The 25114-nt window shown below is 65.6% G+C and carries 24 protein-coding genes and 1 tRNA gene; 10 read left to right on the forward strand and 15 right to left on the reverse strand.

Going from position 1 to position 25114, the window contains the following annotated elements; genetic code table 11:
• The first annotated feature begins 76 nt into the window (after nt 1–76).
• On the forward strand, nt 77–1081 hold the full coding sequence (locus KXZ72_RS03390; protein WP_226082326.1) for a hypothetical protein: 1005 nt from the start codon (nt 77–79) through the stop codon (nt 1079–1081).
• On the opposite strand, the gene KXZ72_RS03395 is transcribed toward KXZ72_RS03390, so the two are convergent.
• Nucleotides 1078–1527 (reverse strand): DUF2871 domain-containing protein, encoded by a 450-nt coding sequence (locus KXZ72_RS03395; protein ID WP_226082327.1) that lies wholly within the window; start codon nt 1525–1527, stop codon nt 1078–1080. The genes KXZ72_RS03390 and KXZ72_RS03395 overlap by 4 nt on opposite strands.
• Nucleotides 1528–1659: 132 nt before the next feature.
• Between KXZ72_RS03395 and KXZ72_RS03400 the strand changes: the two genes are divergently transcribed.
• Nucleotides 1660–2172, forward strand: a complete 513-nt coding sequence (locus KXZ72_RS03400) for a GNAT family N-acetyltransferase (RefSeq protein WP_226082328.1) — start codon at nt 1660–1662, stop codon at nt 2170–2172.
• Here the strand turns inward: KXZ72_RS03400 and coaE are convergent.
• The 9 genes from coaE to KXZ72_RS03445 all read right to left on the reverse strand — a co-directional run bounded on the left by coaE (nt 2169) and on the right by KXZ72_RS03445 (nt 13454).
• Nucleotides 2169–2792 (reverse strand): dephospho-CoA kinase, encoded by a 624-nt coding sequence (gene coaE / locus KXZ72_RS03405; RefSeq protein ID WP_226082329.1) that lies wholly within the window; start codon nt 2790–2792, stop codon nt 2169–2171. The genes KXZ72_RS03400 and coaE overlap by 4 nt on opposite strands.
• 165 nt (nt 2793–2957) lie before the next feature.
• Nucleotides 2958–4412: a 30S ribosomal protein S1 gene (rpsA, locus tag KXZ72_RS03410; RefSeq protein ID WP_226082330.1), complete on the reverse strand. Its 1455-nt coding sequence runs from the start codon at nt 4410–4412 to the stop codon at nt 2958–2960.
• A gap of 329 nt (nt 4413–4741) precedes the next feature.
• The gene (locus tag KXZ72_RS03415) at nt 4742–6415 is read right to left on the reverse strand and encodes a DUF885 domain-containing protein (RefSeq protein ID WP_226082331.1); all 1674 of its coding nucleotides are present in this window, start codon (nt 6413–6415) and stop codon (nt 4742–4744) included.
• Between the two features lie 86 nt (nt 6416–6501).
• Nucleotides 6502–7707 (reverse strand): N-acetylglucosamine-6-phosphate deacetylase, encoded by a 1206-nt coding sequence (locus tag KXZ72_RS03420; protein ID WP_226083414.1) that lies wholly within the window; start codon nt 7705–7707, stop codon nt 6502–6504.
• Nucleotides 7707–9179: a glycoside hydrolase family 3 protein gene (locus tag KXZ72_RS03425; RefSeq protein WP_226082332.1), complete on the reverse strand. Its 1473-nt coding sequence runs from the start codon at nt 9177–9179 to the stop codon at nt 7707–7709. The genes KXZ72_RS03420 and KXZ72_RS03425 overlap by 1 nt, the downstream gene beginning before the upstream one ends.
• 17 nt (nt 9180–9196) lie before the next feature.
• Entirely contained in the window at nt 9197–10036 is an 840-nt protein-coding gene (locus KXZ72_RS03430; protein ID WP_226082333.1) for a carbohydrate ABC transporter permease, read from the reverse strand.
• The gene (locus KXZ72_RS03435; protein ID WP_226082334.1) at nt 10033–11013 is read right to left on the reverse strand and encodes a carbohydrate ABC transporter permease; all 981 of its coding nucleotides are present in this window, start codon (nt 11011–11013) and stop codon (nt 10033–10035) included. Before KXZ72_RS03435 ends, KXZ72_RS03430 begins: the two co-directional genes overlap by 4 nt.
• A 57-nt stretch (nt 11014–11070) precedes the next feature.
• A complete protein-coding gene (locus KXZ72_RS03440) occupies nt 11071–12330 on the reverse strand; it encodes an extracellular solute-binding protein (protein WP_226082335.1) in 1260 nt (419 codons plus the stop codon).
• A gap of 59 nt (nt 12331–12389) precedes the next feature.
• Nucleotides 12390–13454 carry an ROK family protein gene (locus KXZ72_RS03445; RefSeq protein ID WP_226082336.1) on the reverse strand — a complete coding sequence of 355 codons (1065 nt, stop codon included), beginning with the start codon at nt 13452–13454 and terminating at the stop codon, nt 12390–12392.
• A gap of 267 nt (nt 13455–13721) precedes the next feature.
• On the opposite strand from KXZ72_RS03445, the gene KXZ72_RS03450 reads away from it, so the two are divergent.
• Nucleotides 13722–14411, forward strand: a complete 690-nt coding sequence (locus KXZ72_RS03450) for a YoaK family protein (protein ID WP_226082337.1) — start codon at nt 13722–13724, stop codon at nt 14409–14411.
• 85 nt (nt 14412–14496) lie between these two features.
• Here the strand turns inward: KXZ72_RS03450 and polA are convergent, their stop codons facing one another.
• A complete protein-coding gene (gene polA, locus KXZ72_RS03455; protein WP_226082338.1) occupies nt 14497–17157 on the reverse strand; it encodes a DNA polymerase I in 2661 nt (886 codons plus the stop codon).
• A 130-nt stretch (nt 17158–17287) separates the two neighbouring features.
• On the opposite strand from polA, the gene KXZ72_RS03460 reads away from it, so the two are divergent.
• Nucleotides 17288–17446, forward strand: a complete 159-nt coding sequence (locus tag KXZ72_RS03460) for a hypothetical protein (protein WP_226082339.1) — start codon at nt 17288–17290, stop codon at nt 17444–17446.
• Nucleotides 17447–17539: 93 nt separating this feature from the next.
• The gene (locus tag KXZ72_RS03465) at nt 17540–17896 is read left to right on the forward strand and encodes a hotdog fold thioesterase (protein ID WP_226083416.1); all 357 of its coding nucleotides are present in this window, start codon (nt 17540–17542) and stop codon (nt 17894–17896) included.
• Here KXZ72_RS03465 and KXZ72_RS03470 read toward each other — a convergent pair.
• Nucleotides 17871–19619 carry a 2-isopropylmalate synthase gene (locus KXZ72_RS03470; protein WP_226082340.1) on the reverse strand — a complete coding sequence of 583 codons (1749 nt, stop codon included), beginning with the start codon at nt 19617–19619 and terminating at the stop codon, nt 17871–17873. The genes KXZ72_RS03465 and KXZ72_RS03470 overlap by 26 nt on opposite strands.
• Nucleotides 19620–19698: 79 nt before the next feature.
• On the opposite strand from KXZ72_RS03470, the gene KXZ72_RS03475 reads away from it, so the two are divergent.
• Nucleotides 19699–20382 (forward strand): FadR/GntR family transcriptional regulator, encoded by a 684-nt coding sequence (locus KXZ72_RS03475; protein WP_226082341.1) that lies wholly within the window; start codon nt 19699–19701, stop codon nt 20380–20382.
• A gap of 64 nt (nt 20383–20446) precedes the next feature.
• Complete coding sequence (locus KXZ72_RS03480) at nt 20447–20689, forward strand: hypothetical protein (RefSeq protein ID WP_226082342.1); 243 nt, start codon at nt 20447–20449, stop codon at nt 20687–20689.
• Nucleotides 20690–20759: 70 nt separating this feature from the next.
• On the opposite strand, the gene KXZ72_RS03485 is transcribed toward KXZ72_RS03480, so the two are convergent.
• Nucleotides 20760–21365, reverse strand: a complete 606-nt coding sequence (locus KXZ72_RS03485) for an ANTAR domain-containing response regulator (RefSeq protein ID WP_226082343.1) — start codon at nt 21363–21365, stop codon at nt 20760–20762.
• A gap of 38 nt (nt 21366–21403) precedes the next feature.
• Between KXZ72_RS03485 and KXZ72_RS03490 the strand changes: the two genes are divergently transcribed.
• Nucleotides 21404–21489 (forward strand) — tRNA-Leu (locus KXZ72_RS03490).
• Between the two features lie 227 nt (nt 21490–21716).
• Here KXZ72_RS03490 and KXZ72_RS03495 read toward each other — a convergent pair.
• Nucleotides 21717–22112, reverse strand: coding sequence for an SHOCT domain-containing protein (locus KXZ72_RS03495; RefSeq protein ID WP_226082344.1), 396 nt, complete (start codon nt 22110–22112; stop codon nt 21717–21719).
• 336 nt (nt 22113–22448) lie between these two features.
• Entirely contained in the window at nt 22449–23843 is a 1395-nt protein-coding gene (locus KXZ72_RS03500; protein WP_226082345.1) for an MFS transporter, read from the reverse strand.
• 53 nt (nt 23844–23896) lie between these two features.
• On the opposite strand from KXZ72_RS03500, the gene soxR reads away from it, so the two are divergent.
• Both soxR and KXZ72_RS03510 read left to right on the forward strand, forming a co-directional pair.
• Nucleotides 23897–24361, forward strand: a complete 465-nt coding sequence (gene soxR / locus KXZ72_RS03505; protein ID WP_226082346.1) for a redox-sensitive transcriptional activator SoxR — start codon at nt 23897–23899, stop codon at nt 24359–24361.
• A 202-nt stretch (nt 24362–24563) separates the two neighbouring features.
• Nucleotides 24564–25106 carry a YbhB/YbcL family Raf kinase inhibitor-like protein gene (locus KXZ72_RS03510; protein ID WP_226082347.1) on the forward strand — a complete coding sequence of 181 codons (543 nt, stop codon included), beginning with the start codon at nt 24564–24566 and terminating at the stop codon, nt 25104–25106.
• The last annotated feature ends 8 nt before the right edge of the window (nt 25107–25114 follow it).

Consider the following 25114-nt stretch of genomic DNA (forward strand, 5'->3'; position numbering starts at 1 on the left):
AACCGAACGTTCGTTCTTGACAAGAGGCACACGCTTGCGCACAATAAAGAACGTTCATTCTTTTTAAGGAGTCCCGATGACCACACCCGTCCCGCCGGTCAGCAGCTGGAAGCGCACCCTCGGCCTGGCCCTCGCGGCCAGCGCCGTGGTGGGCGTATTGCTGCTGGCCTTCACCTGGCCCAGCGTCACCTCCGAGCCGCGCGATATTCGGCTGGCCCTCGTGGGCCCCGAGACCCAAACTGCCCCGATTGAGCAGGCCCTCGCGGGCGAGATATTCACCCTCGTGCCCGCGACGGACCGGGCCCAGGCCGTGCGCGATATCCACACCCGCGAGGTCGCCGGCGCGATCATCCTGGGCGCCCAGCCCGAGGTACTCACGGCCTCCGCGGGCAGCCCCGTGATCGATACGATGCTTGGCAGCGTGCGCGCGGAGCTGGAACAGACACTCTCCGAAAAGATACCGGGGGCCACCGTGGCGCTCACCGATATTGTGCCGCTGAGCGACTCCGATCCGCGCGGGGCCGGGCTCACCACCGCCGCCTTCCCACTCACGCTGGGGGGAATGATCGGCGGCGTCCTGATCGCCGGCGCGGTGGTGGGGGCGCGGCGACGCCTGACCGCACTGCTGGCCTATGCCGCGATCGGCGGCGCACTGATCGCGGTACTGCTCCAGGGGCCGCTGGGGATCCTCCAGGGGTCCCTGCTCCTCAACGCCGCGGCCGCGGGTGCCGCGCTGCTGGCCACCTCGGCCCTGATCGTGGGCCTTGCCACCCTGATCGGCCCGGCCGGTATCGGGGTCGGCGCGGTGATCACCCTCTTTGTGGGTAACCCGATCTCCGCCGCCACCGCGCCCGCGAGTTTCCTCCCGGGCGCGTGGGGTGCCATCGGCCAATATTTTGTTCCGGGCGCATCCGCGACCCTGCTGCGCAATATCTCCTATTTCCCGGATGCCCCGACCGCGGGCCCGTGGCTGGTCCTGGCCGGCTGGACGGCACTGGGCCTGGTCCTTCTGGGGCTCGGTGCCCGCCGCGAACGGGCACGCCGGGATAAAAACACACCCGCGGTGACGGCCTCCGCCTAGGGCTGCGCCGGCGTATCCTCGGCCGTCGCGGAGCGCTCCTCCGCCAGATCGCCCACGCGGCGCCCGAGGACCACAAAAAACAGCACCAGGCCAAGCGAGAGAATGATGTGACCCAGCCCGGCAATTCCGGAGATCGCCGCGGAATCGGGGACGCCGTAGACCTGCATGATGCCGTGTGTGAACATCATTCCCACGGCGATGATCAGCCCAGCGTTATACAGCCAGAAAAACGAGTTAAACAGGTCCTCGCCGGAGAGGTCAAAAACCCGATCCAGTGCGAGTGCAATCAGAAATACCAGCATTCCCAGGGCCAGGAGGTGGGTATGGGCCACCGAGAGCTGGGTATCGCCGTGAAAATCATTCAGCTTCGTGAACTCGCGATAAAACACCCCCGCCCCGAGCCCGGCGATCAGATAGCACAGTGCGGCAATATACAGTTTTTTCATGATGAGTCATCACCCTCCCGCGGTGACGGTCGCCACCCCTCCCCCCTTCATAACAGCAGCGATCCACTGCGCGGGCACGGCTGTCTGCTATTGCCGGATGGGGGCCACCCCGCGGGAGCCTAGACTGGAGGGGTGAACCCACTCACCCGCGCATTACACCCCGAGAACCCGGCCGAGCTATACGCGCTTCTGGCGCTGAATAACGCCGCGGTACCCGCCGTAAATGCCCTGACGGCCCCGGAACTGGCCACCCTGATCCGGGGCGCACGGGTGGCCCTCGCCGTGGTGGCCGAGGACTCACCCGATATAATCCTGGGATTTATTCTCGCCTTCGCCCCGGGCGCGGACTACGCCAGCGAGAATTATCTCTGGTTCTCCGGGCGCGGCGAAAATTTCCTCTACGTGGATCGGATTGTGGTCGCGGAGGACGCGCGCAGCCTGGGCCTGGGCCCGGTGCTCTATCGCGCCGTATTTGCGGCCGCCGTCGCGGCGGGCCTGGCCGAGATCACGTGCGAGGTAAATCTGGAGCCGCCCAATCCGCGTTCTCTCGCGTTCCATCAGCGGCTGGGCTTTCACCGGGTGGGCACGCAGTCCACCAAAAATAACAGCGTGGTGGTGGCGCTGCTCGCCGCCGACGTCGCCTAGAGTCGGCGCACCCGCGTGCCGGCAGGCCAGGGCAGGGTTGCCGCGAAGGCATCGGTGGCCGCGCGGGTTTCGGCGAGGGTTCCCCCGGTGGGGATGATGACATCGGCGATCGCGCGGCGCTCGGCATCGCTGGCCTGCGCGGCGATGCGCCTGCGCGCCTCGGCCTCCTCCATTCCGCGCAGCCGAATCATGCGCTCCACGCGTACCTCGGGATCGGCCTCGGCCACCACCACCCGATCAAAGTCATAGGGCAGCTTGGCCTCCACAAGCAGCGGCACATCGTAGATCACGATGGCGCCGGGCGTGGCCCGCTCGGCCTCGGCGAAGAGGGCGCGGGTGCGCGCCTGCACGGCGGGATGCACTATCGCGTTCAGTGCCGCGAGCTCCTCGGGATCGCGAAATACGATGGCACCCAGGGCGGGGCGATTCAGCGATCCATCCGCGGAGATGACGTCACTCCCGAAGCGTTCGCGGATTGCATCGAGGGCGGGCGTGCCGGGCTCAACCACCTCGCGGGCGATGCGGTCGGCGTCGAGGTGCACGGCTCCACGTGCGGCGAGGCGGCGGGAAATGGTGGATTTACCGGAGGCGATGCCGCCGGTCAGGCCGATCAGATACACGCGTTGCGACTCCCTCTGCCACCCCGGATGGGTGCCCTCACACACTAGCATTCGCTCCACGGCGGCGCGCGGGCAAAACAAAACGGGCCGCCCCTCCCGAGGGAGGAACGACCCGTTTTGACCGGCGGACCAGCCAATCGGCTAGAGCCGATTAGTTGGTGCTAGTTAGTTGGTGCTGGAGAGCTTCTCGCGCAGAGCGGCGAGCGACTCGTCGTCCGCGAGGGTGCCGGCGCCAGCCGACTCGCTCGAGAAGGTGGATGCACCGGCGGGGACGTCGGGAGCGTTTGCTTCCTCGATCGCTGCGGCGGCAACCTGCTTCTTGTGCAGCTCCCAACGAGCCTGGGCGGCAGCGTAGTCCTGCTCCCACTTCTCGCGCTGGGTCTCGAAGCCCTCGCGCCACTCGTTGGTCTCGGAGTCGAAGCCCTCGGGGTACTTATAGTTACCCTGCTCGTCGTACTCGGTGAGCATTCCGTAGAGTGCCGGGTCGAACTCGGTGCCCTCGGGGTCTACACCCTCGTTGGCCTGCTTGAGGCTCAGCGAGATGCGGCGACGCTCGAGGTCGATGTCGATGACCTTCACGAAGACCTCTTCGCCAACCGAGACAACCTGCTCGGCGAGCTCAACGTGCTTGCCGGAGAGCTCGGAGATGTGAACGAGGCCCTCGATGCCGTCGGCGACGCGAACAAACGCACCGAAGGGAACGAGCTTGGTGACCTTACCCGGTGCAACCTGGCCGATGGCGTGGGTGCGGGCAAATACCTGCCACGGGTCTTCCTGGGTTGCCTTGAGCGAGAGCGACACGCGCTCGCGGTCGAGGTCAACCTCGAGGATCTCCACGGTAACTTCCTGGCCAACCTCGACTACCTCGGAGGCGTGCTCAATGTGCTTCCAGCTGAGCTCGGAAACGTGGACGAGACCGTCTACGCCACCCAGGTCAACAAAGGCACCGAAGTTGACGATCGAGGAGACAACACCCTTGCGGACCTGTCCCTTCTGGAGGTTGTTGAGGAACGTGGTGCGCGACTCGGACTGAGTCTGCTCCAGGAGGGCGCGACGCGAGAGCACAACGTTGTTGCGGTTCTTGTCGAGCTCGAGGATCTTGGCCTCGATCTCCTGGCCCAGGTACGGGGTCAGGTCGCGGACGCGGCGCAGCTCGATGAGCGAGGCCGGCAGGAATCCGCGGAGTCCGATGTCAACGATAAGTCCACCCTTGACAACCTCGATGACCTGACCGGTCACGACGCCATCGGTGTCCTTGATCTTTTCCACATCGCCCCAGGCACGCTCGTACTGAGCACGCTTCTTGGACAGGATGAGGCGACCTTCCTTGTCCTCCTTCTGGAGAACGAGGGCCTCGACCGAGTCGCCAACATTGACGACCTCGCTCGGGTCAACATCATGCTTGATGGAAAGTTCGCGGGAGGGGATAACACCCTCGGTCTTATAACCGACGTCGAGGAGGACCTCGTCGCGGTCGATCTTCACTACGGTTCCCTCGATGAGGTCTCCGTCGTTGAAGAACTTCAGAGTCTTCTCGACCGCGGCCAGGAAGTCTTCAGCAGTTCCGATATCGTTGATCGCGACCTGCTTGGGGGTCGAGGCGGTCGTTTCGCTTGTCATTTAGTGGTTGCTCCAGAATGGACAGGGTTTCGGGCCGGTCGCGAACAGGGTGTCCATATGGATGAACGCACGGTATTTCGCGGCGGCAGAACGGATAGATTTGTCACAGATGTGACACACCATCCTAACCCTGTTTGGCCCCGCTTTTCAACCCGCCGACGATCTGTCGGAGCGCGGTTTCCGGATCGCGGGTTCGGAAACGATTTTTATCAACACCCGCGCGCGGAAAAAGCATCCGCCGGCGCGGAATTTTGGGGCCCGATACCCGGGCCGGATCGCCGCCCGGAGCGGCGATTCCCGGGGCCCATACGAACCCCGGGAACCCAGCACTAGCCGCGGCCGAGCAGGGTGGCGCGCAGGGTATCCAGGCCCACGCCACCGATATCCAGGGCCTCGCGGTGGAAATCGCGAATATCAAAGGCTTCACCCGCCGCGGCGGCATAGGCATCGCGCAGCTGCTCCCAGATGCGCTGACCGACCTTATAGGACGGGGCCTGGCCGGGCCAGCCGAGATAGCGGTTGACCTCAAATTTCACAAAGCCCTCGTTCATATTGACGTTTTTGCCAAAGAACTCCAGCGCATGCGCCGCATCCCAGGTGCCGCCACCGCCGGGCAGCTCCTTTTCCAGGTGCACGCCGATATCCAACACCACGCGGGCGGCGCGCATGCGCTGCCCGTCAAGCATGCCGAGACGATCCGCGGGGTCGTCAAGATAGCCCAGCTGCTCCATCAGGCGCTCGGCATATAGGGCCCATCCCTCGGCGTGCCCCGAGGTGCCCGCGAGCTGGCGGCGCCAGGTATTCAGCTTGCCGCGGTTATATACGGCCTGGCCGATCTGCAGGTGGTGTCCGGGGACACCCTCGTGATAGACCGTGGTGAGCTCGCGCCAGGTATCAAACTCGGTGACGCCGCGCGGCACCGACCACCACATGCGTCCGGCGCGGGAGAAGTCATCGGTGGGCCCGGTGTAATAGATGCCACCCTCCTGCGTGGGGGCGATCATGCACTCCAGCGTGCGAATCTCCTCGGGGATATCAAACTGGGTGGCACCCAGCTCGGCCACGGCGCGGTCGCTGGTCTCCTGCATCCACTTCTGCAGGGCATCGGTGCCGTGCAGCTTGCGGGAGGGGTCGCGATCGAGGAAGGCAATGGCCTCCTCCACGCTGGCCCCGGGGAGGATCTCGCGCGCCACGCTCTCCTGCTCGCTCACCATGCGGGCCAGCTCCTCGCGGCCCCATTCATAGGTCTCGTCGAGGTCAATCTCGGCACCGAGGAACTGGCGCGAGAAGAGCGCATAATTCTCGCGCCCAATCGCATCGCGGGTGGTGGCCACGGGGGCCAGGTCCTCCGTGAGGAACGCGGCGAGGCTGCGATAGGCGGAGCCCGCGGCGGCGGCCCCGCGCTCCAGGTCGGCGTTTAGGCTCGCCGGGCGGGCCTCGGCTCCCCCGGCCACAAAGCCGGTGAAGAATCCATCGGTTGCGCCCTGGCGGGCCACCTGATCGGCAACCTCCAGTACCTGGCGGCGGGCGGGGGTGACGCCCCGCTCGATGCCGAGCCGCAGCGTGCTGATATAGCCCGCGATCGCGGCGGGTACGGCGTCGAGTCGGCGCGCGATCACCGACCAGTCCTCCTCGGACTCGGTGGGCATCAGGTCAAAGCCGTCGCGAATCTCCTGGGCGGGCGAGGCGATCACGTTGAGGTTGCGCAGGGGCAACTGCGCGTCGTGGGTCTCCACGGACAGGGCGAGGCTCGCGCGCAGATCGGCGTGGGTCACCTCGTCCACGGAATCGGTGGGCGTCTCGGCGTCGAGAGCGGCAATCGTGGCAACCGCGGCGGCGCGGGAGGCCTCGAGGCCCGCGGGGGAATAATCGCCGAGGCGATCATTCACCTCATTACGCCCGATATAGGTTCCGACGGTGGGGTCAAGCTGAACGAGGGTGTCTACCCAGTCTTCCGCGATCTGGTCGATCCGAGTCTGGGGGCGAGAGGGCTGTGTGGTCATGTTTCCACCCTATCGCCGCACCCCGCCAAAGCCGAGGGGTCGCCCGCGCGGCGGGGGCTCGGCCCCCGGAGGGGCGGCGGCGGAGTTTATGCTCCGCCGCCTCGGGAGCTGCCCCTCCGGTTGATGCTATGCCCCGTCTCCGCGGGAATTATCCCCAAGACCGGCTCCCCCGCCAGGTATACGACCCCCACCCCGGCGGCCTCGGTCAGCGCGATGATATCCGCGCGGGCACCCACTTCCAGGTGTCCACGCGCCTCCTCGCCGAGGAACCGCGCGGCGGTCCCGGAACCCAGCTCCGCAAGATCGGGGAAGTCATATCCGCGCCCCCGCAGCCGGGCCAGGGCGAGGTCCAGGGTCAGGCTCGAACCGGCGAGGGTTGCACTTCCGCGCAGGGTCACGGCACCGTTGCGCACGCTCACGCGACGATCGATCAGGTCAAACTCGCCGTCCCCCAGGCCCGCCACCGCGGAGGCATCGGTGATCAGCATGACGCGCCGCGCCCCCGCCGCGGCGATCACCAGGTCGATAATCTCCGGGGCCAGGTGGTGGCCATCGGCGATCACCTCGATGCTCATCCGGTCATCCACCAGCGCCACCGGGATCGGACCCGGATCCCGATGACCCAGCGCGGGCATCGCGTTAAACACGTGGGTCATACCGCTCACCCCCGCGCCCACGCTGTCCCGAAAACCCCCGGCATCCACCGCCGTATGCCCCGCACTAAAAAGCAGGCGATCGGCAAACAGCGAGATCAGCTCGGTGGCGCCGGGGAGCTCCGGGGCGATTGTCATACTGCGTGCATAACCACCGGAAGCCGCGAGCAACTCGGCCAGGAATGCGGGATCGGGCGCGCGCAGCACCTCCGGGGAGTGTGCGCCCGCCCGCTCGGCCGAGAGGAACGGCCCCTCGAAGTGAATTCCCAGGACGGTGGGGGCCCGCCCCGAGTCGATGGCGGCGGCGATCGCGCGGGCCGCCGCGAGCATCCGCTCGGCCGGGCCACTCCCCACCGAGGCCAGGAGCGCGGTGGTTCCATGCGCCAGATGCGCGCGCGCCGCCGCGACCACGGCCTCGGGTGAGCCCGCGTTCATCGCAAACCCCCCGCCGCCGTGGCAGTGCACGTCAATCAACCCCGGGAGCAGCCGCAGCCCCGCCAAGTCCTCGAGGATTTCCCCGGGCTCGGGAGCGGGCGGCTCGCCCGCCCCGCGTGCCGCGATTTTACCCGCACGAATCCGCAGCCACAGCGGATTCCCCCGGGCGTCCTGGGCGCCGCGGAGAAGCCGGCCGGCGTCCATCAACCGTCCGCGCCCAGCAGCACGTTAACGGCGGCCTCCGCGCATACCCGGGAGGCACCAAAGGTTTGGATCCAGCCGCGCGCGGCCGAGAAATCCTCATGCGGCACCCCCATATCCAGGACGATGGTCTCGGGATGCGTGTCCAGTATCGCGGCGATTGCCTCGGCCTGCCAGGCAAAGCGGTGGGGGCTGCGGATAAGCAGCACCACCTCCCCCGCCGCGCCAAATTCATCCCGGAACTGGGAGGTTTCGGCGATCACCATCCCAAGCCCGTTATAGGTATCCTCGGCCATCGGCAGGGTTTCCACCCGCTGGCCCCGCCCGGCCAGCAGCGGGGCCACAGCGCCACCGGGGCTTCCGGCGGCGGGCGAGTGGGTGGGCTCCAGGGAGATCAAGAGCACGTTCTCCCCCGCCAGCCGGGTATTGCCGTGCGAGCGCACCACATCGGCGGCGAGCCGCGCACCAACCGCGTCATCGATCAGGGAGATATCCCCGCGCGGGCGGGTACCCAACCGCGCGATGCGCTCATTGGCCTCTTGAAGCCGCTCGAGCGGGAGCGTTCCGTCGGCCACCGCGGCGCAGATCGCCTCGGCCGCCGCATCCACGTCCCGCTGGAAGGCCCAGGATCCCAGGCAGAGCGCATCGGCCCCGGCCACCAGCGCGCGCACGGCGGCCTCGGGGAGCGGCGCAAAATCGGCAATGCCGCGCATCTCCAACGCATCGGTGATGATCACGCCGGTGAATCCCAGCTCCTCGCGCAGGATTCCGGTGAGCACGGCCCGGGAGATGGTGGCCGGCACATCGTCGATCTCCGTGAGCAGCACATGGGAGACCATGATGCTGTCCACCCCCGCGGCAATCGCGGCGCGGAACGGTGCAAGATATCCGGAGAGAAGCTCCTCGCGGGAGATCTCCAAGCGAGGCGTGCCCAGGTGGGCGTCGGTGCCGCTCTTACCGTGACCGGGAAAATGCTTGGCACAGGCGCTCACGCCCGCGCCCTGCAGCCCGCGCACCCAGGCCGCGGAGTGTTGGGCCACGCGTTCCCGATCCGGGCCGAAGCAGCGGATTCCGTTGGGGCTGAACGGGTTTACGGCGGTATCCACCGCGGGCGCGAGGTTCCAATCGATTCCGGCACGAACCAGGGTGAGCCCGAGTTGCTGCGCCGCGCGCTCGGTGCGTTCCAGATCGTCCACCCGGCCGAGAGCAAAATTACCCGGCACGGACGTGCCGCCATTATTCTCCAGGCGGTTTACGTCCCCGCCCTCCTCATCCGCCGCGATGATCGCGCCGGGGGCGAGCCGATGGATTTCCGCGGTGAGCGCATGCAGCTGCTTGGAGGACACGATGTCCTTGCCATAAACCACAAATCCACCGAGGCCGCGGTCGAGGCGTTCCGAGGCCCAGCGCGGCAGGGTCTTGCGTCCCACGCCGGGGAATAATACGCCTTGGGCGAGTCTCAAAATATCAGTCATATCTGGGGTCTTTCGGGTTAGCCCTTGACGGCGCCGCTGGTCATGCCGCCGACCAGCTTGCGCTGAACAAAGAGGAAGAAGATCAATACGGGGAGGGAGAAGATTGCCGAGGCCGCGATCATCGCGCCATAGTCCACTCCCTCTGAGGTCTGGAATGAAACGAGCCAGACCGGCAGCGTGTAATTGCCCTTGGAGCTCATCAGAACATAGGCGAAGATGAAGTCGTCCCAGGCGTTAATAAAGGCAAAAATCGAGGTGGCCACAATTCCCGGGGCCAGGAGCGGGAATAGCACCTTCACAAAGGACTGGAAGCGGCTGCACCCATCGATCATGGCGGCCTCCTCGAGGTCGATCGGGATGCCCTCAACAAAGCCACGCAGCGTCCACACGCTAAACGGCAAGACAAACGTGAGATAGGTGAGGATCAGGCCCGGGAGATAGTCCAGCGCCCCTAGGCTGCGCAGCATCAGATAGAGCGGGATGACCATCGCGGAGCTGGGGATCATCTGCACCAGGATCAATACCACAAGCAGCACACGACGCCCGAGGAAGCGGAAGCGCACGGCGGCCACGGCCGCACCAAGCGATACCACCATCGAGAGCAGCACCGTGACCAGCGAGACGATCAGCGAGTTCCGCGCAAAAACCCAAAAATCGGCGTGGTCAAAGGCCCGGGAATAATTATCCAGGCTGATCGGCCAGGGCAGGAACTGCGGGGTGCTGCTCATGATCTGCCCCGGGGACTTGAGCGAAGTGGCAAACATCCAGTACACCGGGAAGACCAGGATCACGGAGATAATCAGCGCGATGATATTGGCGCGGGTCCGGCTTTTCCGGGCAAAACCTCGTGCGCTCATTTGGGTCCTCCCTGGGCCGCTAGCTTCTTCACGTAGATGCTCGCGAATACCGCGAGCAGCGCGACGGTGATCATCGCGATCGCCGCACCGGTCCCATAGTCGTTTTTGGTGAATGCTGTGACATAGGAGTACACGCCCAGCGTCATGGTCTGTCCCCCGGGCCCACCCTGGGTGAGCACCCAGACCGGGGTGAAGGAGTTCACCGACCAGATCACCTCAAGCACGATGAGGATCGCCAGGATCGGGCGCATCATGGGCAGAGTGATATCACGGAAGGCACGGAAGGAGCCCGCGCCGTCCAGGCTCGACGCCTCGTAGAGTTCCTCGGGGATCTGCCCCAGCGAGGCATACATCGTAAGCACCACAAAGGGCAGACCCTTCCAGACGATCAGCAGGATGATCAGGGCCAGCCCCTCGCCGGGCCGGGAGAACCAGTCATGCGCGGTGAGGTCGCCAAAAATACGAAACTGGGTGAGGATCCAGTTCATCACGCCGTATTGCGGCTGGAACAGCCACTGCCAGACCAGGGTGGCCGAGACCATCGGCATCGCCCAGACCAGGACCAGCACCACGGTCAGGGTGAGCCGCGCCCACGTGGTGACCCGCTTCAGGAGATGGGCAAGCGCCAATCCGGCGATCATCATGCTGGCCACGCAGCATACGGTCACCACCACGGTGCGCAGCACCACCTGCCAGAACACGGGATCACCGAGGATCTTCAGGTAGTTGCCGAAGCCGATAAAATCGGCCGTTCCGGTAAACAGCGAGCGGGGACCAAAGTCCTCGAAGGAGAGCATCGCGAGGCGGACCAGGGGAAATCCGAGGATGATCAGGAGGATCAGCACGGCCGGCCCCACCATGAGGTAGGGCAGGCTGCGCGGACCGCCGATCCGGGATCCCGGGCGGCGGCGGCCCACGGGGCGCGCCGGCTCCGTGGGACGCCGCCGCTTCGGCGGGGCCGGGGGTGAAATTATCATGAGGCTAAACCCGTTTCAGCATCGTTGCGTGGAGGGAGGAGGACAAGGTTAGGAGCGTTAGCGCTTCAGCGAGTTCAACGCTTCACTCACATAGCGGTCATACTCGGCCGCGGCGGCGGGAATATCGGCTCCCCCGGCAATGCTCGAGAAGAACTGCTCGTTATAGCGCTCGCTCTCGAGTGCGGCCCAGCCGGGGCTCGCGGGCAGCGCCTTGGAGACGGTGGCGGCCTCGGCCGCGATCTGCAGCTGCTCGGTTACCCCGGAGGAGGGGATGAACTCGGGGACAATCGGCAGCAGGTTCAGCTCGGTGGCCATGCGCTGCTGGAACTTCTTACCCGTGACGATGGTGAGCCAATCGCGTGCCTGCTCCTGGTTTTTGCTCTGGGTGGCAATACCAATCGTGGATCCGGCAACAATCACGGGCTGGGTCCTGTCGGCCTCGTTTCCGGGCATCGCAAAGAACCCGATCTTGCCCTCAAGCGCGGGGTTCTTCTCCAGCACGCTCGCGGGCTCCCAGGCCTTGACATACAGCATCGCGGCCTTGCCATCGGCAAAGAGCTGGGTCTGATCCGGGTTATTGGTATTTACGCCCACCGAGGAGGGAATCGAGCAGGTCTCATGGAAATTACGCCAGTCGGCGAGGCCCCGCTGGGATTTTTCGGAGGACATCTCGGCGGCCCAGGTGCCGTCCTTCTCGGTGGCGATCTCGCCGCCGGCCGCAAAAACAAACGGGGCTCCGGCGAACCAGTACTGCCCGGGCATATAGAAGGGCGCAAAGCTATCCACCCCGGCCTGGGAGGCGGCCAGCGTATCGCAATTGGCCAGTAGCTCCTCGAGCGTACTCGGCGGCGTGGTGATCCCCGCGGCGGTAAAGAGTTCGGTGTTATACATGACCACCTTGGTGCCTCCGTAGAGCGGGGTGGCATAGAGGTCGCCGTCGTATGTCGAGGGGGCGGCGAGGCCGGGAAGCCACTGCGCGGAGTCCTCGAAGTCCTTTTTATATTCGGTGATATTACTGAGCCCACCGGAATAGGTCTGCAGCGGGGTCTGGGTGTTACCCATCTCCACGATATCCGGGGAGTTATTCGAGGCTAGGGCGGTGGTGAGCTTGGTCGCGATGCTGTCCCACTGCTGAATCTCGATATTCACGGTGGTATCGGGATACTTCTTCTTAAACTCCTCGTTCACCTCCTGGATGAGCGCGTTATCGCCGGGGCCGCCGGTCATCATCCAAATCGTGAGCTTTTCCGGGGTGCTCTCCGGGGCGGAGGCCGAGCATCCGGTCAGGGCGAGGGTGCCCACGGCCAGAGTTGCCAAAAACTTCGTTGTTGATCGCATCAGTATTCCGTTCGTTTTTCTGGGGTTGGGTGGGAGCGCTAGGCGCCCAGGGGACACGCGTGCAGGCTTTCCACCACACGCGTTTGGTCAATATGGATCAGGGGAAGGTGTTCCACGGTCACGCCGAGCGAGCCGTAGAGCACCTCAAGCGAGGCGGCGAGGGCGCCGAGCAGTCCGGCGGAATCCTCCAGATCGGCATGGCGCAGGGTGGCCCGCACACCCACGGCCTCCTCCACGGCCGCGGCGGTCGCGGAAAATACCTCGCGGGCGAGCGATTCGGAAAATCCCCCGGTGAAGAGCACCGTGCGGGGTTCATAGGCCAGCGCGATGATCGAGACCAGGTGCCGCAAACCCGCGTGAATTTCGGATTCAAGATCCCCAAAATTCTCGGGGTGGTCAAAGATCTCGCGCGCCGAGTCCAGCACATAGCCGCGGGCCCGGGCGGTGGCCAGCAGGCCGGCGCCCGAGAGCAGGTCACGCAGGCGCAGGCTGGATCCGGGTACCGGAAGCCGCCCAAATTCGCCGAGTAGCCCGGTCTCGCCGGCGAGGATGCCCCCGTCGAGCGATACGGCCGAACCGAGTCCGGTTCCCAGCGCAAAAAGCACCGTGGTCTGATCCTCGGCGAGCTCGCCATAGCGCAGCTCCCCCAGCAGGGCCAGGTTGGAATCGTTCTCGATCCTGGTGGGGACCCCGAGCGCCGCGGTCACCTCGCGAATGAAATCCTCGCCGAGGATTTGCCCGAGGTTATGCGAGCCAACCACGCGCCTCCGGTCGCCCGAAACGGCTCCGGGCACGCCGATCGCCACGGCACCGAGTTCACTCCCCGAGGCCGTCTTGGCCACGAGCGAGTGGACGTGCCGGGCGATCCAGGATCCTAGCTCGGCTGCGGAGGAATCCCGCGGTGTGGCAAAGCGCCCGCGGATGAGCGAGTTGCCCATCGCATCGGCCACCACGATCCGGCAGTTGGTACCGCCCAGATCCACGCCGCAGACCAGGGCCGCCTCCGCGTTAAAGCGCACCGTGGTGGCATGCCGGCCGGGGCCGGTGCGCACCACAATCTCGCCCTCCCGGGCGAGATTTGCCGACATAATCTCGTCAATCACGCGAAAGACTGTGGCGCGGCTCAGCCCGGTCTCGCCGACCAGGTTTTGCCGTTCAAATTCTTTTCCGGAAAGTAATTGGGCCAAAACCGCACTGCGGTTGGCCTCCCGGGGATAGACTGTTGTTCTCATTAATCTCACAATGAACAGAATTGGATTTTGATCACAGTACCGCACCCCTCAGACCCAAAACAAGACCGGATTTCCGGAAAATTTGCGCCACCGGAAGCGCCGTTTGTGTTGCCTGAAACCACAGAATAAGGACCCAAGATGCCCACGCCACCACCCGCCTCCCGGGATCGCCTCCACCTGATCCTCATGCTCGCCCTTACCTTTTCCACCGGAATCATTGACGCCGTGGGCTATCTCGGGCTGGACCGCGTGTTCACCGGAAATATGACCGGCAACGTCGTCATCCTGGGCATGGGAATCCTCGGCGCCGATGATCTGCCCGTGGTCGGCCCACTGATCGCGCTGGCAGCCTTCATTATCGGGGCCGTGATTGGCGGCCGCGCCCTGCGGCCCATCGCCGAGGGCTGGACGGTACGCTCCACGCTGATGATCGCGATCACCGGCCTCATCCTCGCCGGCACCGCCGTAATCTGCGCGATCAGCCCCGCCGCGGAGAGCGAGACCGTGCAGTTCCTGGTCACCGGGCTCCTGGGACTCGGCATGGGAATCCAGGCCGCCACCGCTCGCCACCTGGCGGTAGCGGATATCACCACCGTGGTGGTCACCTCCACAATCACCGGGCTCGCTGCCGACTCGCGCCTGGCCGGCGGAACCGGCGCCCGCTGGCAGCGCCGGGTACTCGCGATCTCCCTGATCGGACTCGGGGCACTCACGGGTGCGGCCACACTCCTGCTCCACCTCTCGGTCGGGCTCGCCCTGGCCGCGGCGCTCACCCTGGTGGTCGCCTGGATCGGACACCCGCGGGCCGGCGCACCGGCCGCGGGCTAGCGCTCACGCCGCGGGGCTGCCCCGGCAATGCATAAAGCGGCCGTTCCACCCGGGGTGGAACGGCCGCTTTCGGGGTGGGGCTGCGCTAGTGTGCGGCCTCGTCCCAGTTGGAACCGTGCCCCACCTGCACCTCAAGCGGCACGGTGAGCTCGGCCGCGCCGGCCATGCGCTCGCGCACGATCTTTTCCAGCGCCTCGGCCTCGCCGGTGGCCACCTCAAAGATCAACTCATCGTGTACCTGGAGCAGCATCCGACTCTCCAGCTGCGCCTCGCGCATATCGGCCGCGACGTTGATCATCGCGATCTTCATAATATCGGCGGCGCTGCCCTGAATCGGGGCGTTTAGCGCGGCGCGAGCGGCGTTATCCCGGAGCACCCGGTTGGGGCTGGCCAGATCGGGGAACAGGCGACGACGGCCGAAGATCGTGGTGGTATAGCCGTCGATCTTGGCCTGCTCCACCACATCGCGCAGATAATCGCGCACGGCACCAAAGCGCTCAAAATAATCGGACATCAGCTTTTTGGCCTCGCCGGTATCGATCCGCAGCTGCTTGGACAGGCCAAACGCGCTCAGGCCATAGGCCAGCCCATAGGACATCGCCTTCACCTTGGTACGCATTTCGTTGCTGACCTCGGCGGGCTCCACACCAAAGATGCGGGCACCCACAAAGCGGTGCAGGTCCTCGCCCGTGCGGAACGCCTCGATCAGGCCCTCATCGCCGGAGAGATGCGCCATGATGCGCATTTCAATCTGAGAGTAATCGGCGGTGAGGAGGGACTCAAAACCCTCACCCACCTGGAAGGCCGCACGGATATGGCGACCCTCGGCGCTGCGCACCGGAATATTCTGCAGGTTTGGGTCGGCGGAGGACAGCCGCCCGGTGCTTGTTCCGGTCTGGATATAGGTGGTATGCACGCGGTGATCGGGCGCAATCGCCTTATCGAGGGTCTCCACGATCTGGCGCAGCTTGGTGGCATCGCGGTGCTCCAGCAGCAGCCCGAGGAACGGGTGCGGGCTCTTGGCCTGCAGATCGGCGAGCGAGCTGGCATCGGTGGAATATCCCGATTTATTGGCCCGGGTCTTGGGCATGCCCAGCTGATCAAAGAGCACTTCCTGGAGCTGCTTGGGGGAACCGAGGTTCACCTCGCGCCCGATCTCGGCATAGGCCCGCTCGGCCAGATCGGCCGCCGTGGTTCCCAGCTGCGCGGAGAGCGCCGCGAGTTCGCCGTGGTTCACGGCCACGCCGTATTCCTCCATCTGGGCGAGGATCGGCGTGGAGGGGATCTCGATATCCCGCAGCACCGAGGCCGAACCCTCGTCGAGGATTGCAATCTGGGCCGCGGCCACGCGGGCCACATACCAGGCCTGAAGCGCCGGGTTATCGGCGTTATCCTCGGGCACCAGCTGATTGGGATCGGCCACGGGCATATGCTCGTCGAGATAGCGGGTGACCAGTTCGCCGAGGGTCTTATCGGGGCTCGCGGGGCGCAGGATCCACCCGGCGATGAGCGTATCGGTCTGCAACCCGCCGATGGGCAGCTGTGCATGCGCGAGGGCCTTTAATACGGGCTTGGCATCGTGGATAATCTTGGGGCTCTCGCCCGCGAGCCAGGCCTCAAACGGCGCATAATCGGCGCTGCCCGCATGCCAGGCCAGCAGCGTGGACTCGGAGGCGGAGGCGATACCGATGGCCACGGGCAGGCCGTCGTGCAGCTCAAACTGCAGCGCGAGGCCACCCGGGTGTGCGGCGGAATTACGGGCGAGCCAGGCCCCCAGCTCCTCGTCGAGGAGCTCCTGAATGGCGGGGGCGGCGGGCGCCTCCACCGCCGGGGCCTCGGGCTCCGCGGAGCCGGTGATGCCCTCAAGCTTAAAGACGCGGTCGAGCAGCGTGCGGAACTCCAGGCGCGCAAACATCTCGCGCACGCCCTCCTCGTTGATGGGCTTGCGCTCCAGCTGCTGCACCGTGAACGGAAGCTCCACATCGGTAACGAGGTGGTTCAGGCGGCGGTTACGCACCGCGTTTTCCTTATGCTCGCGGAAGCTCTCCCCCACCTTGCCGCCGATATTCTCGGCGTTCTCGAGGATGCCGTCGAGGCTGCCGTAGAGGCCCAGCCACTTCACGGCGGTCTTCTCGCCCACCTTGGGCACGCCGATCAGGTTATCGCTGGTCTCGCCCACGAGTGCCGCCACATCGGGATACTGCTCGGGACGGATGCCATAGCGCTCCTGCACCTTGGCCGGATCGTAGCGGGTGAGGTCGGAGACTCCCTGCCGCGAGGGGTAGAGGAGGGTGACGTTATCGTTGACCAGCTGGATGGCATCGCGGTCACCCGAGACCACAAGCACCCGATAGCCGGCCTCGGTGCCCTGCACGGATAGCGTGGCCAGGATGTCATCGGCCTCGTAGTCCTCCTTGGTGATGGTCACGATATTCATGGCGGCCAGCACCTCCTGCAGCAGGGGAATCTGCCCGATGAACTCGGAGGGGGTCTCGCCACGCGTGCCCTTATATTCGGGATATTCGCGGGTGCGGAAGCTGAAGCGCGAGATATCAAAGGCCACGGCCACGTGGGTGGGATTCTCGTTTTTTAGCAGGTTCAGCAGCATCGATACGAAGCCGTGAATGGCATTGGTGTGCTGCCCGTCGCGGGTTTGGAAGCTGTCGACCGGGAGCGCGTAGAAGGCTCGGAAGGCCAGCGAGTGGCCATCGATGATCAGGAGGGTAGGCTTTTTATTTTCCGACACCCCCACAGCCTATAAGACACGGGCGACACCCGCCCGGTCGCCGCGCACAAGATGCAGACCGGGGCCAAGTTATGAGACCATCGAGGCGATCGTTCACTTTCCCGAACGGCGCAACCCCCGAGGATCCCCAGTGAGCGGCTATAGCATCGAAGACGAGTACACGCCGGCCGAGCGGGCGGTGCGCGAGCGTCGCCGCCGTCGCCGCGGACTGATTGCGGCCCTCGTGGCCTTCGCCCTCGTCGCGGGAAGCCTATTTGGTTTCCTCGCGGCCATCGGCTTTATCAAATAGCCCCTAGAGAACGGAAGGCACATCGTGACCACCCCGGAAAACAGCAGTCTCGACTATCTCGCCGAGCGCGGAATCGGCGCACTGGCCGAAAAAATGGGCATCCAGATCACCGAGTTTACGGTGCAGCGCTCGGTGGCCACGATGCCGGTGGAGGGCAATACCCAGCCCATCGGCCTCCTGCACGGCGGGGCCTATGTGGTTCTAGGTGAGTCGCTCGGATCGATGTCCGCAAATCTCTATGCGGGTGCCAACCGGGTGGCCGTGGGCGTGGATATCAACGCCACCCATACCGGCTCGGCCACCTCGGGGATTGTCACCGGGGTATGCACCCCGATCCACCTCGGCCGCACGCTCACCGTTCACGAGATTATCGTGACCGATGAGCGGGGCCGCCGCTGCTCCACGATTCGGATCACCAACCTGATTAAGGACGCCCCGCAGCCCGGCTAACCGCCGAGGCGGCGGCCGCCACGGCCGCCACGCTAGCGGCGAGGACCGATCCGGCGATTCCCGCGGACCAGGCCACGGTATCGCCGGATCCGTATTCCAGGTAGGTCACGGCGCGGCCCGCACTCCCCCGTTCGAGCGATTGCTGGGTCAGCCCGTGCACCTCGATCCGGATTCCAGCCTCGTCCAGGGCCGAGATTAGCGCGTCGATGGGGCCCTGTCCGCGGCGCTCGACCACGCGGTTTTGGCCGTTGATGCTCAGCATGCCGCCGGCCACCTCGGAACCGTCCTCCCCGGTGCGGGTTTCCCAGCTCAGGACCCGCACGCCGCCGCCAGCACCCAGATAGGCCTCATCAAAGAGGGTGCGCAGGGTGGAGGAGTTGATCTCCGCCCCCGAGCTTTCGGTATGGCGCTGCACGCGGGCGGAGAAGTCGATCTGCAGGCGGCGCGGCAGGTCCAGCCCGTGATCGGTGAGCAGCAGATAGGCGATCCCTCCCTTGCCCGACTGGCTATTCACCCGGATCACGGCGTCATAGGAGCGCCCCACATCCGCCGGGTCGATCGGCAGATACGGCACCGACCAGGCCCGGGTGGCCGGATCCACGCCCTCCTCCGCGGCGCGCGCGTGATGCCAGGCGAGGCCCTTTTTAATGGCGTCCTGATGCGTGCCGGAGAAGGCCGTATAAACCAGGTCTCCCACATAGGGATGGCGCTCGGATACCGGCATGCGCGTGCAGTATTCCACCGTGCGGCGCACCTCGTCGATATCGGAAAAATCGATCATCGGGTCGATCCCCTGCGCGTGCAGGTTCAGCGCGAGCGTCGCGATATCCACATTGCCCGTGCGCTCCCCGTTGCCAAAGATGCAGCCCTCCACGCGCTGTGCCCCGGCGAGCACCGCGAGCTCGGCACACGCAATACCGGTTCCACGATCATTATGCGGATGTACCGAGAGGATCACGCCCTCGCGCCGGGCGAGATTTTGGCTCATATATTCGATTTGATCCGCATAAACATTGGGTGAGGCGATCTCCACGGTGGCCGGGAGATTCAGAATCACGGGCCGCTCCGGGGTGGCATCCCAGAGCTCGGTCATGCGATCACAGAGGTCCAGGACATAATCGGGTTCGGTGAGGTTAAAGACCTCGGGAGAGAATTCACACCGCACATTGGGTAGCCGTTCCGTGCCGCGCAGCACGCGCTCGCCCGCGGCCAGCACCAGCGCGGAGAGTTCGGCGCGGGTTTTCCCCAGCACCACATCGCGCCAGGCGGGTGCGGTGGCGGCATAAACGTGGATCACCACCGGGTTGCGGATGCCCGCGATCGAGGCGATGGTGCGATCGATCAGGTCGGCGCGGGCCGCGGTGAAGACCACGATTGTCACGTGCTCGGGCGCGATATCGGTCTCGGCGATCAGGCGCACAAAATCAAAATCGGTACGGGAGGCCGAGGGATAACCCACCTCGATTTCCGTATATCCCATCCGCACCATGAGTTCAAAAAATCGGCGCTTGCGTGCGGGGTCCATTGGTTCGGCCAGCGCCTGATTACCATCGCGCAGGTCCACGGGGACCCAGAGCGGCGCGGCGCTCAGCCTGCGGGTGGGCCAGGTGCGCTCCCGTAGCGGAATATCCACGCGATCGTGGACGTCGCGATAGCGGTAGGAGGGCATTCCGGAGGGGCGCTGTTGATTCCAGTGCGCGGGGGTGGGCGGGGTGAGGGTCATCGGCGTAGGTCTTTCCTATCGGGGGTGGTTTCCGCTACGATACAGATATCCAACTCCTCAGACAAGCTGATAGGTAACGATGGCCTCCACGATTCGACGAAACCCCCTCACCGACCAGGTGGTGGCCGCCCTACTGACCCGCCTCGCCGCGGGGGAATGGGCTGTGGGACATAAACTCCCCGGGGAGACCACCCTCGCCGCCACCCTCGGCGTGGGGCGCTCCACGATACGCGAGGCCATTCGGGAACTTGCCGGACGCGGCATGCTGGAACCCCGCCAGGGTGCGGGTGTTTTTGTTCTCTCGGTGGAGCCGCGCGAGGACTGGGACATCGTCCTGCGCCGCGCCGGGATCCTCGAGGTGATCGAGGCCCGGATGGGCATCGAGTGCGAGGCCGCCCGGCTCGCGGCGGCCCGGCGCACCCCGGCCGATCTGCGCGCGCTCCGGGTGGCGCTGGAGCATCGCGAGGCGGCGGCACGCGAGGGTGACGACGCCGCCTATGTGGACGCCGATACCGCCTTTCATCGCGCGATGGTCGCGGCCGCGCATAACGAGGTTCTCCTGGGCATCTTTGATGCGTTTATCCCGCGCGGCCGCGCCGCCATGATCGATATGCTGCGCCTCACCCGGCAGACACCGCGCCGCCGCCACGACCACGATGCCCACGGAGAGATTCTCTCCGCGGTGCGCGATCGCCGCGCCGAGGAGGCGGGTGCGCTCGCGCGGACCCACCTCGGTGAGCTACATCACGAGTTTTCCCGCTAGGGCCGCGCCAGCCGTAGACTGGCCTTCCGGGGTCCCCGCGGATCCAGCGGCAGAGGAGCATAAAATGGGCAATCCACTCGGCTATATCATCGCGGCGGCGCTGCTGATCGGCGTGCTGATCGGCGCACTCTTCCTCTATCGGTATTTCGCGCGGAGCTCCTCCGCGCGAATCGCTGCCGAGACCCGCCTCGCCGAGGAGGCCACCCCGGCACGGGATGCCGCTCGGCCCCCACACGTATCCCCTCCGGCCGAGCAGCCGAACGCCGCCGAGCCGCGGGACGACTCCCCCGCGGCGGACCCGCGCTGATACCCACCCCGCTTAACCCATAGGGGGCCTCCCGGATGATCCGGGAGGCCCCCCATATACGTGCGGGGTATTAGCTCTTTGCGCTGAGCTGCTCGATGATGGCCTGGGCCACATCGTGCATCGTGAGGCGACGATCCATCGACGCCTTCTGGATCCAGCGGAAGGCCTCGGGCTCGGTCAGGCCCATCTTCTCGTTCAGCAGGCCCTTGGCGCGGTCCACCAGCTTGCGGGTCTCGAAGCGCTCGACCATATCGGCAACCTCGGCCTCCAGCGTGATGATCTGCTGGTGGCGGCTCAGGGCGATCTCAATCGCGGGGAGCAGGTCGTTCGGGGTGAACGGCTTGACCACATAGGCCAGCGCACCGGCCTCGCTCGCGCGCTCCACCAGTTCCTTCTGGCTGAACGCGGTGAGCAGCACCACGGGGGCAATATTATTTTTATGCAGGCGCTCGGCCGCGGAGATTCCGTCGAGCTGAGGCATCTTCACATCCATGACGACCAGATCGGGTCGCAGCTCGGTGGCCAGGGCCACAGCGGTCTCGCCGTCGCCGGCCTCGCCGACCACCTCGAAACCGTTATCGCGGAGGATCTCCACGATGTCCATACGGATGAGGGACTCGTCCTCGGCGACGACAACGCGTCGCGGGGCGGGGGTAGTTGCTTCTTGCTCAGTCACACCTCGATTGTACGGTAATGTTTGTAATGTTGTTGTATGCCGGTGTGGCGGAATGGCAGACGCGGAGCACTCAAAATGCTTTGTTCGAAAGGACGTGTGGGTTCGAGTCCCACCACCGGCACCACCTCATCCCCTCGTTTTTCGCGTGTTTACGCGGAATTCGGAGGGATTTTTTTATTTCCCGGGCGGGCGCAGCGGGCCGCGGGGCCGCGCAAAACCCCGGAAAAACGTGCAGAACGTTAAGCGCCTAACGGGTGCTCCCCGTGTCGCACCGATTAAATACGGGTGTGGCCCACCGCGTCGAAACGCGATGGGCCACACGCGGGAGGGCAATCCTCCGCGCACTATTCCCTAGGAGCGGGCGAGGGCCTTGGCCTTGAGGTGCTCAAACTCCTCGGTGCTGATTGCACCGGAGTCGAGGAGCGCCTTGGCGGTGGCGATCTCATCGCTGGGCGTTGCGCGCCCGGCGGCCTCGCGGATATACGCGTCGGTGGCGGTCTGCGCATCGCGCTGGGCCTCGGCCGAACGGCGAGCCATTCCGTTACCGCGGGCGATCAGGTAGACCACCAGGGTAAGGAACGGGATGAAGATGAGGCCGATGATCCAAAGCGCCTTCGCCCAGCCCGAGAGCTTGTGATCGCGGAACAGATCCCCGATCACGGAGATCAGCGCAAACAGATAGCTGATGACAACGATTGCGTATAGGAAGACCAGAAGAATGTTCCAGATGTTTTCCCAGAAACCCATTATTAACCCCTTTTTCGGGAGCCCCGGGATATCCGAAGCTTCGCCCAGAGATTACTGCAAAATTCGTTTCACATACAAGGGTTATGACGAGTCATGGCGGCCGAATTTTTTCGTGCCCGGCCGCGTCCCGCCGCGGATTATGCCCAACCCGCCGGGATGGCATCCCGGAAAAGGGCACCTCGACTGTCGCAAAATCGCCGTCATCCCGGGGCAGTACATAGCATTTGATATCTCTGTGACCATCGGGTGGGCACGACGCGAGCCGGACGCCCGGCCGCGGCCACCCGGTCGGGGCGAATATTTCGCCACGCCGGGGCCCGTCACCGCGGAGACCTCTTAGGCCCGGGAGCGCACGCGCGGAATTGCGCGCACCGCGGCGCAGCACACCAGCGCCGCAAGCGCGGCAAACCCCGCGTAGAGCAGATTCGCCGAGGCCAGCGTGCTCGACCCAAAGCTCACCAGCAGCCCCGCGATCGCCGCACCAAAGGCATTGGCAATCAGCTGCACGGTACTAATGGCGGCGGAGGCCTTGGCCCCCTCCACGGGATCGGCCACCGCCCCCATCGCCGCGGCGGCGAGATGCGGCCAGGCGATCCCAATTCCCGCCCCGGCCAGCAGCAACCCCAGGGCCCAGAGGAGCAGCACGGGCAGCGAGACAGCGAGGTTCTGGAATGCCGCCACCGCCGCCAGTCCCCCCGCGACCAGGAGGGGGCCGGCGATCACGATCCGGCGTACGGTACCGGGACGATGCTTCTCCGCGGACCAGATCTCACCCAGCGTCCACCCCACCGCGAGTACCGCACCGAGAAAACCGGCCAGCAGCGGGGAGAGGCCACCGAGGCGCTGCCCAAATAGGGGGATGAAGATTTCCGCGGTGGACGCCGCCGAGAGCACGGCGATCGTGACATAGATCCACTTCAGCGCGCCCGCACCGAAGGTTGCCCGCGGGAAAACACCGTCCGCGGCACGCCGATCCGCGAGGAGGAAAACCGCAAGCAGGATCAACGCCAGGATCACCGCTGCAATTTTGGACAGCGGGGCCTCCACCACGCTCGCGGCACTGATGAGCGCGGTGGACGCCGTCAGAATCACAAGCGCCAGATAGGGCACCCGGACCACGCCGGCGCGCTCCCCCGTGCCGCGCGGCAGGGAGAAGGGGACAAGCACCGCCACGCAGAGCGTCACGATCAGAAGCACCAGATAGGCGGCCCGCCACTGCCCCAGCTGGGCAAATAATCCACCCACGATGGGGCCCACAAGCGTTCCCACTCCCCACATCATCGAGACAAGGGCACTGGCCCGGGTCCAGAGTTCCCGCGGCAGCACCGCGTTAATGACCGCATAGCCGAGGCCCGCGAGGAGTCCCCCACCCAGGCCCTGCACCACGCGGGCGAGCAGAAATACCTCCATCGTGGGAGCCAAAAAGCAGGCCAGAACCCCGGCGGCAAAGATCCCAAGGCCCAGGAGATAGGAGGCGCGCGGGCCCAGCCGCAGCAATACGGCACCCACGGTGAGTGCGGCGATCACCGATGCGATCAGATACACGCTGGAGGCCAGCGAATAATAGTGCTCACCGCCGATCTCGTTCACGGCGGTGGGCAGCAGGCTTGTGGTCAGGTAAACGTTTATCGCGCAGAGTGCCACGCCGCCGGCCAGGACAACCGAGGTGCCCAGGTAGCGACGCCCCAGCAGATCGCCCCAGGTGCCGGGCGAAGGATCAAGAATAGTCATGGTCGCCAGGCTAGGATCTCAAGTACACTTGAGGTCAACCGACGGGCGGCGATATGCGCGATAAAAACGATCTTCTGAGCATTGGCGAGGTGGCCCGCCGCAGCGGGGCGGCCGTCTCGGCCGTGCGCTATTACGAGGACATCGGGCTCCTGCCCGCCGAACGCGGGGCGGGTAACGCCCGCCTGTTTCGCCGCCACGTATTGCGTCGCATCTCCCTGATTCAGATTGCCTCGCGATTGGGAATCTCGCTCGCGGACGTGGCCGAGGTCTTTGCCACCCTTCCGGCACATAAGCCACCCACACAGGCCGATTGGGAGCGTATCTCCCTCGGCTGGCAGGAGCAATTGGCGCGGCGGGCGGCGATGCTTGAGCGCATGCGCGCGGAGCTCACGGGCTGCCTCGGATGCGGCTGCCTCTCGGCCGACCACTGCACCCTACTCAACCCGCAGGATCGGCTCGGCCAGGAGGGCCCGGGGGCGCGCCGCGTGGAACTGGATCCGAATCTCGGCACCCCGTAGGCGCGCCTCCACTTTGTCTAAGTTGGGGTCAATACCCCCGTAATTCCGGCGCGGAGGCACGCCTCCGCGGCTCGTGCGGTGGGTCACGAGCCCGGCCGCCCCGGGCGGGCTCGCACGGTGCCCCATCGGCCAGGACCCGGTCACTTTCCCGGGGTGGGGGACTAGAATCCCCTCACACCATCCCGCCTAACATCGGAGAATAATGCTCGCCTATAACCCCTATGAGCTACTTGATACCGTGCCGTCTTTTGCGCTGCGCAGCGATGACCTGGACGCCAATCAGCCCCTCGCGCTTGCCCAGTACGGGGCCGCCGCGGGTGGCGGCGACCTGTCACCGCACCTGCGCTGGAGCGACTTCCCGGAGCAGACCCGGAGCTTCGCCGTGACATGCTTTGATCCCGATGCTCCCACCGGGGCCGGCTACTGGCACTGGGCCGTATTTAATCTCCCGCTGGACGTCACCGAGCTGGCGGCCGGGGCCGGCTCCCCCGATAGCGATCTGCTCCCCGAGGGCGCAATCACGCTCCCCAATGATGCCCGCGTACCCGCCTTCGCCGGGGCGGGCCCGCCCGAGGGAACCGGCGTGCACCGCTATATCTTTGCCGTGCACGCGGTGGATGTGCCCACCCTGGACATCGACCCCACACTCACCCCGACGGTCCTCGGCTTTAACCTGCACTTCCACACCCTCGGCCGCGCGCTCCTGACCGGCCTTGGCGAGTTTGGCGGCGCCCAGCACCGCTAGCGCATATC

Origin of the sequence: Mycetocola spongiae (genome assembly GCF_020424085.1) — a bacterium.
Lineage (GTDB): Bacteria > Actinomycetota > Actinomycetes > Actinomycetales > Microbacteriaceae > Mycetocola > Mycetocola spongiae.

What these genes read in the sequence shown, in the direction of transcription:
- KXZ72_RS03390 (WP_226082326.1), top strand. Translation starts at nt 77, where the DNA reads ATGACCACACCCGTCCCGCCGGTCAGCAGCTGGAAGCGCACCCTCGGC.
- KXZ72_RS03435 (WP_226082334.1), bottom strand. Translation starts at nt 11,013, where the DNA reads ATGATAATTTCACCCCCGGCCCCGCCGAAGCGGCGGCGTCCCACGGAG.
- KXZ72_RS03415 (WP_226082331.1), bottom strand. Translation starts at nt 6,415, where the DNA reads ATGACCACACAGCCCTCTCGCCCCCAGACTCGGATCGACCAGATCGCG.
- KXZ72_RS03510 (WP_226082347.1), top strand. Translation starts at nt 24,564, where the DNA reads ATGCTCGCCTATAACCCCTATGAGCTACTTGATACCGTGCCGTCTTTT.
- KXZ72_RS03500 (WP_226082345.1), bottom strand. Translation starts at nt 23,843, where the DNA reads ATGACTATTCTTGATCCTTCGCCCGGCACCTGGGGCGATCTGCTGGGG.
- KXZ72_RS03495 (WP_226082344.1), bottom strand. Translation starts at nt 22,112, where the DNA reads ATGGGTTTCTGGGAAAACATCTGGAACATTCTTCTGGTCTTCCTATAC.
- KXZ72_RS03425 (WP_226082332.1), bottom strand. Translation starts at nt 9,179, where the DNA reads ATGACTGATATTTTGAGACTCGCCCAAGGCGTATTATTCCCCGGCGTG.
- KXZ72_RS03480 (WP_226082342.1), top strand. Translation starts at nt 20,447, where the DNA reads ATGGGCAATCCACTCGGCTATATCATCGCGGCGGCGCTGCTGATCGGC.
- soxR (WP_226082346.1), top strand. Translation starts at nt 23,897, where the DNA reads ATGCGCGATAAAAACGATCTTCTGAGCATTGGCGAGGTGGCCCGCCGC.
- KXZ72_RS03395 (WP_226082327.1), bottom strand. Translation starts at nt 1,527, where the DNA reads ATGAAAAAACTGTATATTGCCGCACTGTGCTATCTGATCGCCGGGCTC.
- rpsA (WP_226082330.1), bottom strand. Translation starts at nt 4,412, where the DNA reads ATGACAAGCGAAACGACCGCCTCGACCCCCAAGCAGGTCGCGATCAAC.
- KXZ72_RS03470 (WP_226082340.1), bottom strand. Translation starts at nt 19,619, where the DNA reads ATGACCCTCACCCCGCCCACCCCCGCGCACTGGAATCAACAGCGCCCC.
- KXZ72_RS03475 (WP_226082341.1), top strand. Translation starts at nt 19,699, where the DNA reads ATGGCCTCCACGATTCGACGAAACCCCCTCACCGACCAGGTGGTGGCC.
- KXZ72_RS03420 (WP_226083414.1), bottom strand. Translation starts at nt 7,707, where the DNA reads ATGGACGCCGGCCGGCTTCTCCGCGGCGCCCAGGACGCCCGGGGGAAT.
- KXZ72_RS03465 (WP_226083416.1), top strand. Translation starts at nt 17,540, where the DNA reads ATGGGCATCCAGATCACCGAGTTTACGGTGCAGCGCTCGGTGGCCACG.
- KXZ72_RS03430 (WP_226082333.1), bottom strand. Translation starts at nt 10,036, where the DNA reads ATGAGCGCACGAGGTTTTGCCCGGAAAAGCCGGACCCGCGCCAATATC.
- KXZ72_RS03450 (WP_226082337.1), top strand. Translation starts at nt 13,722, where the DNA reads ATGCCCACGCCACCACCCGCCTCCCGGGATCGCCTCCACCTGATCCTC.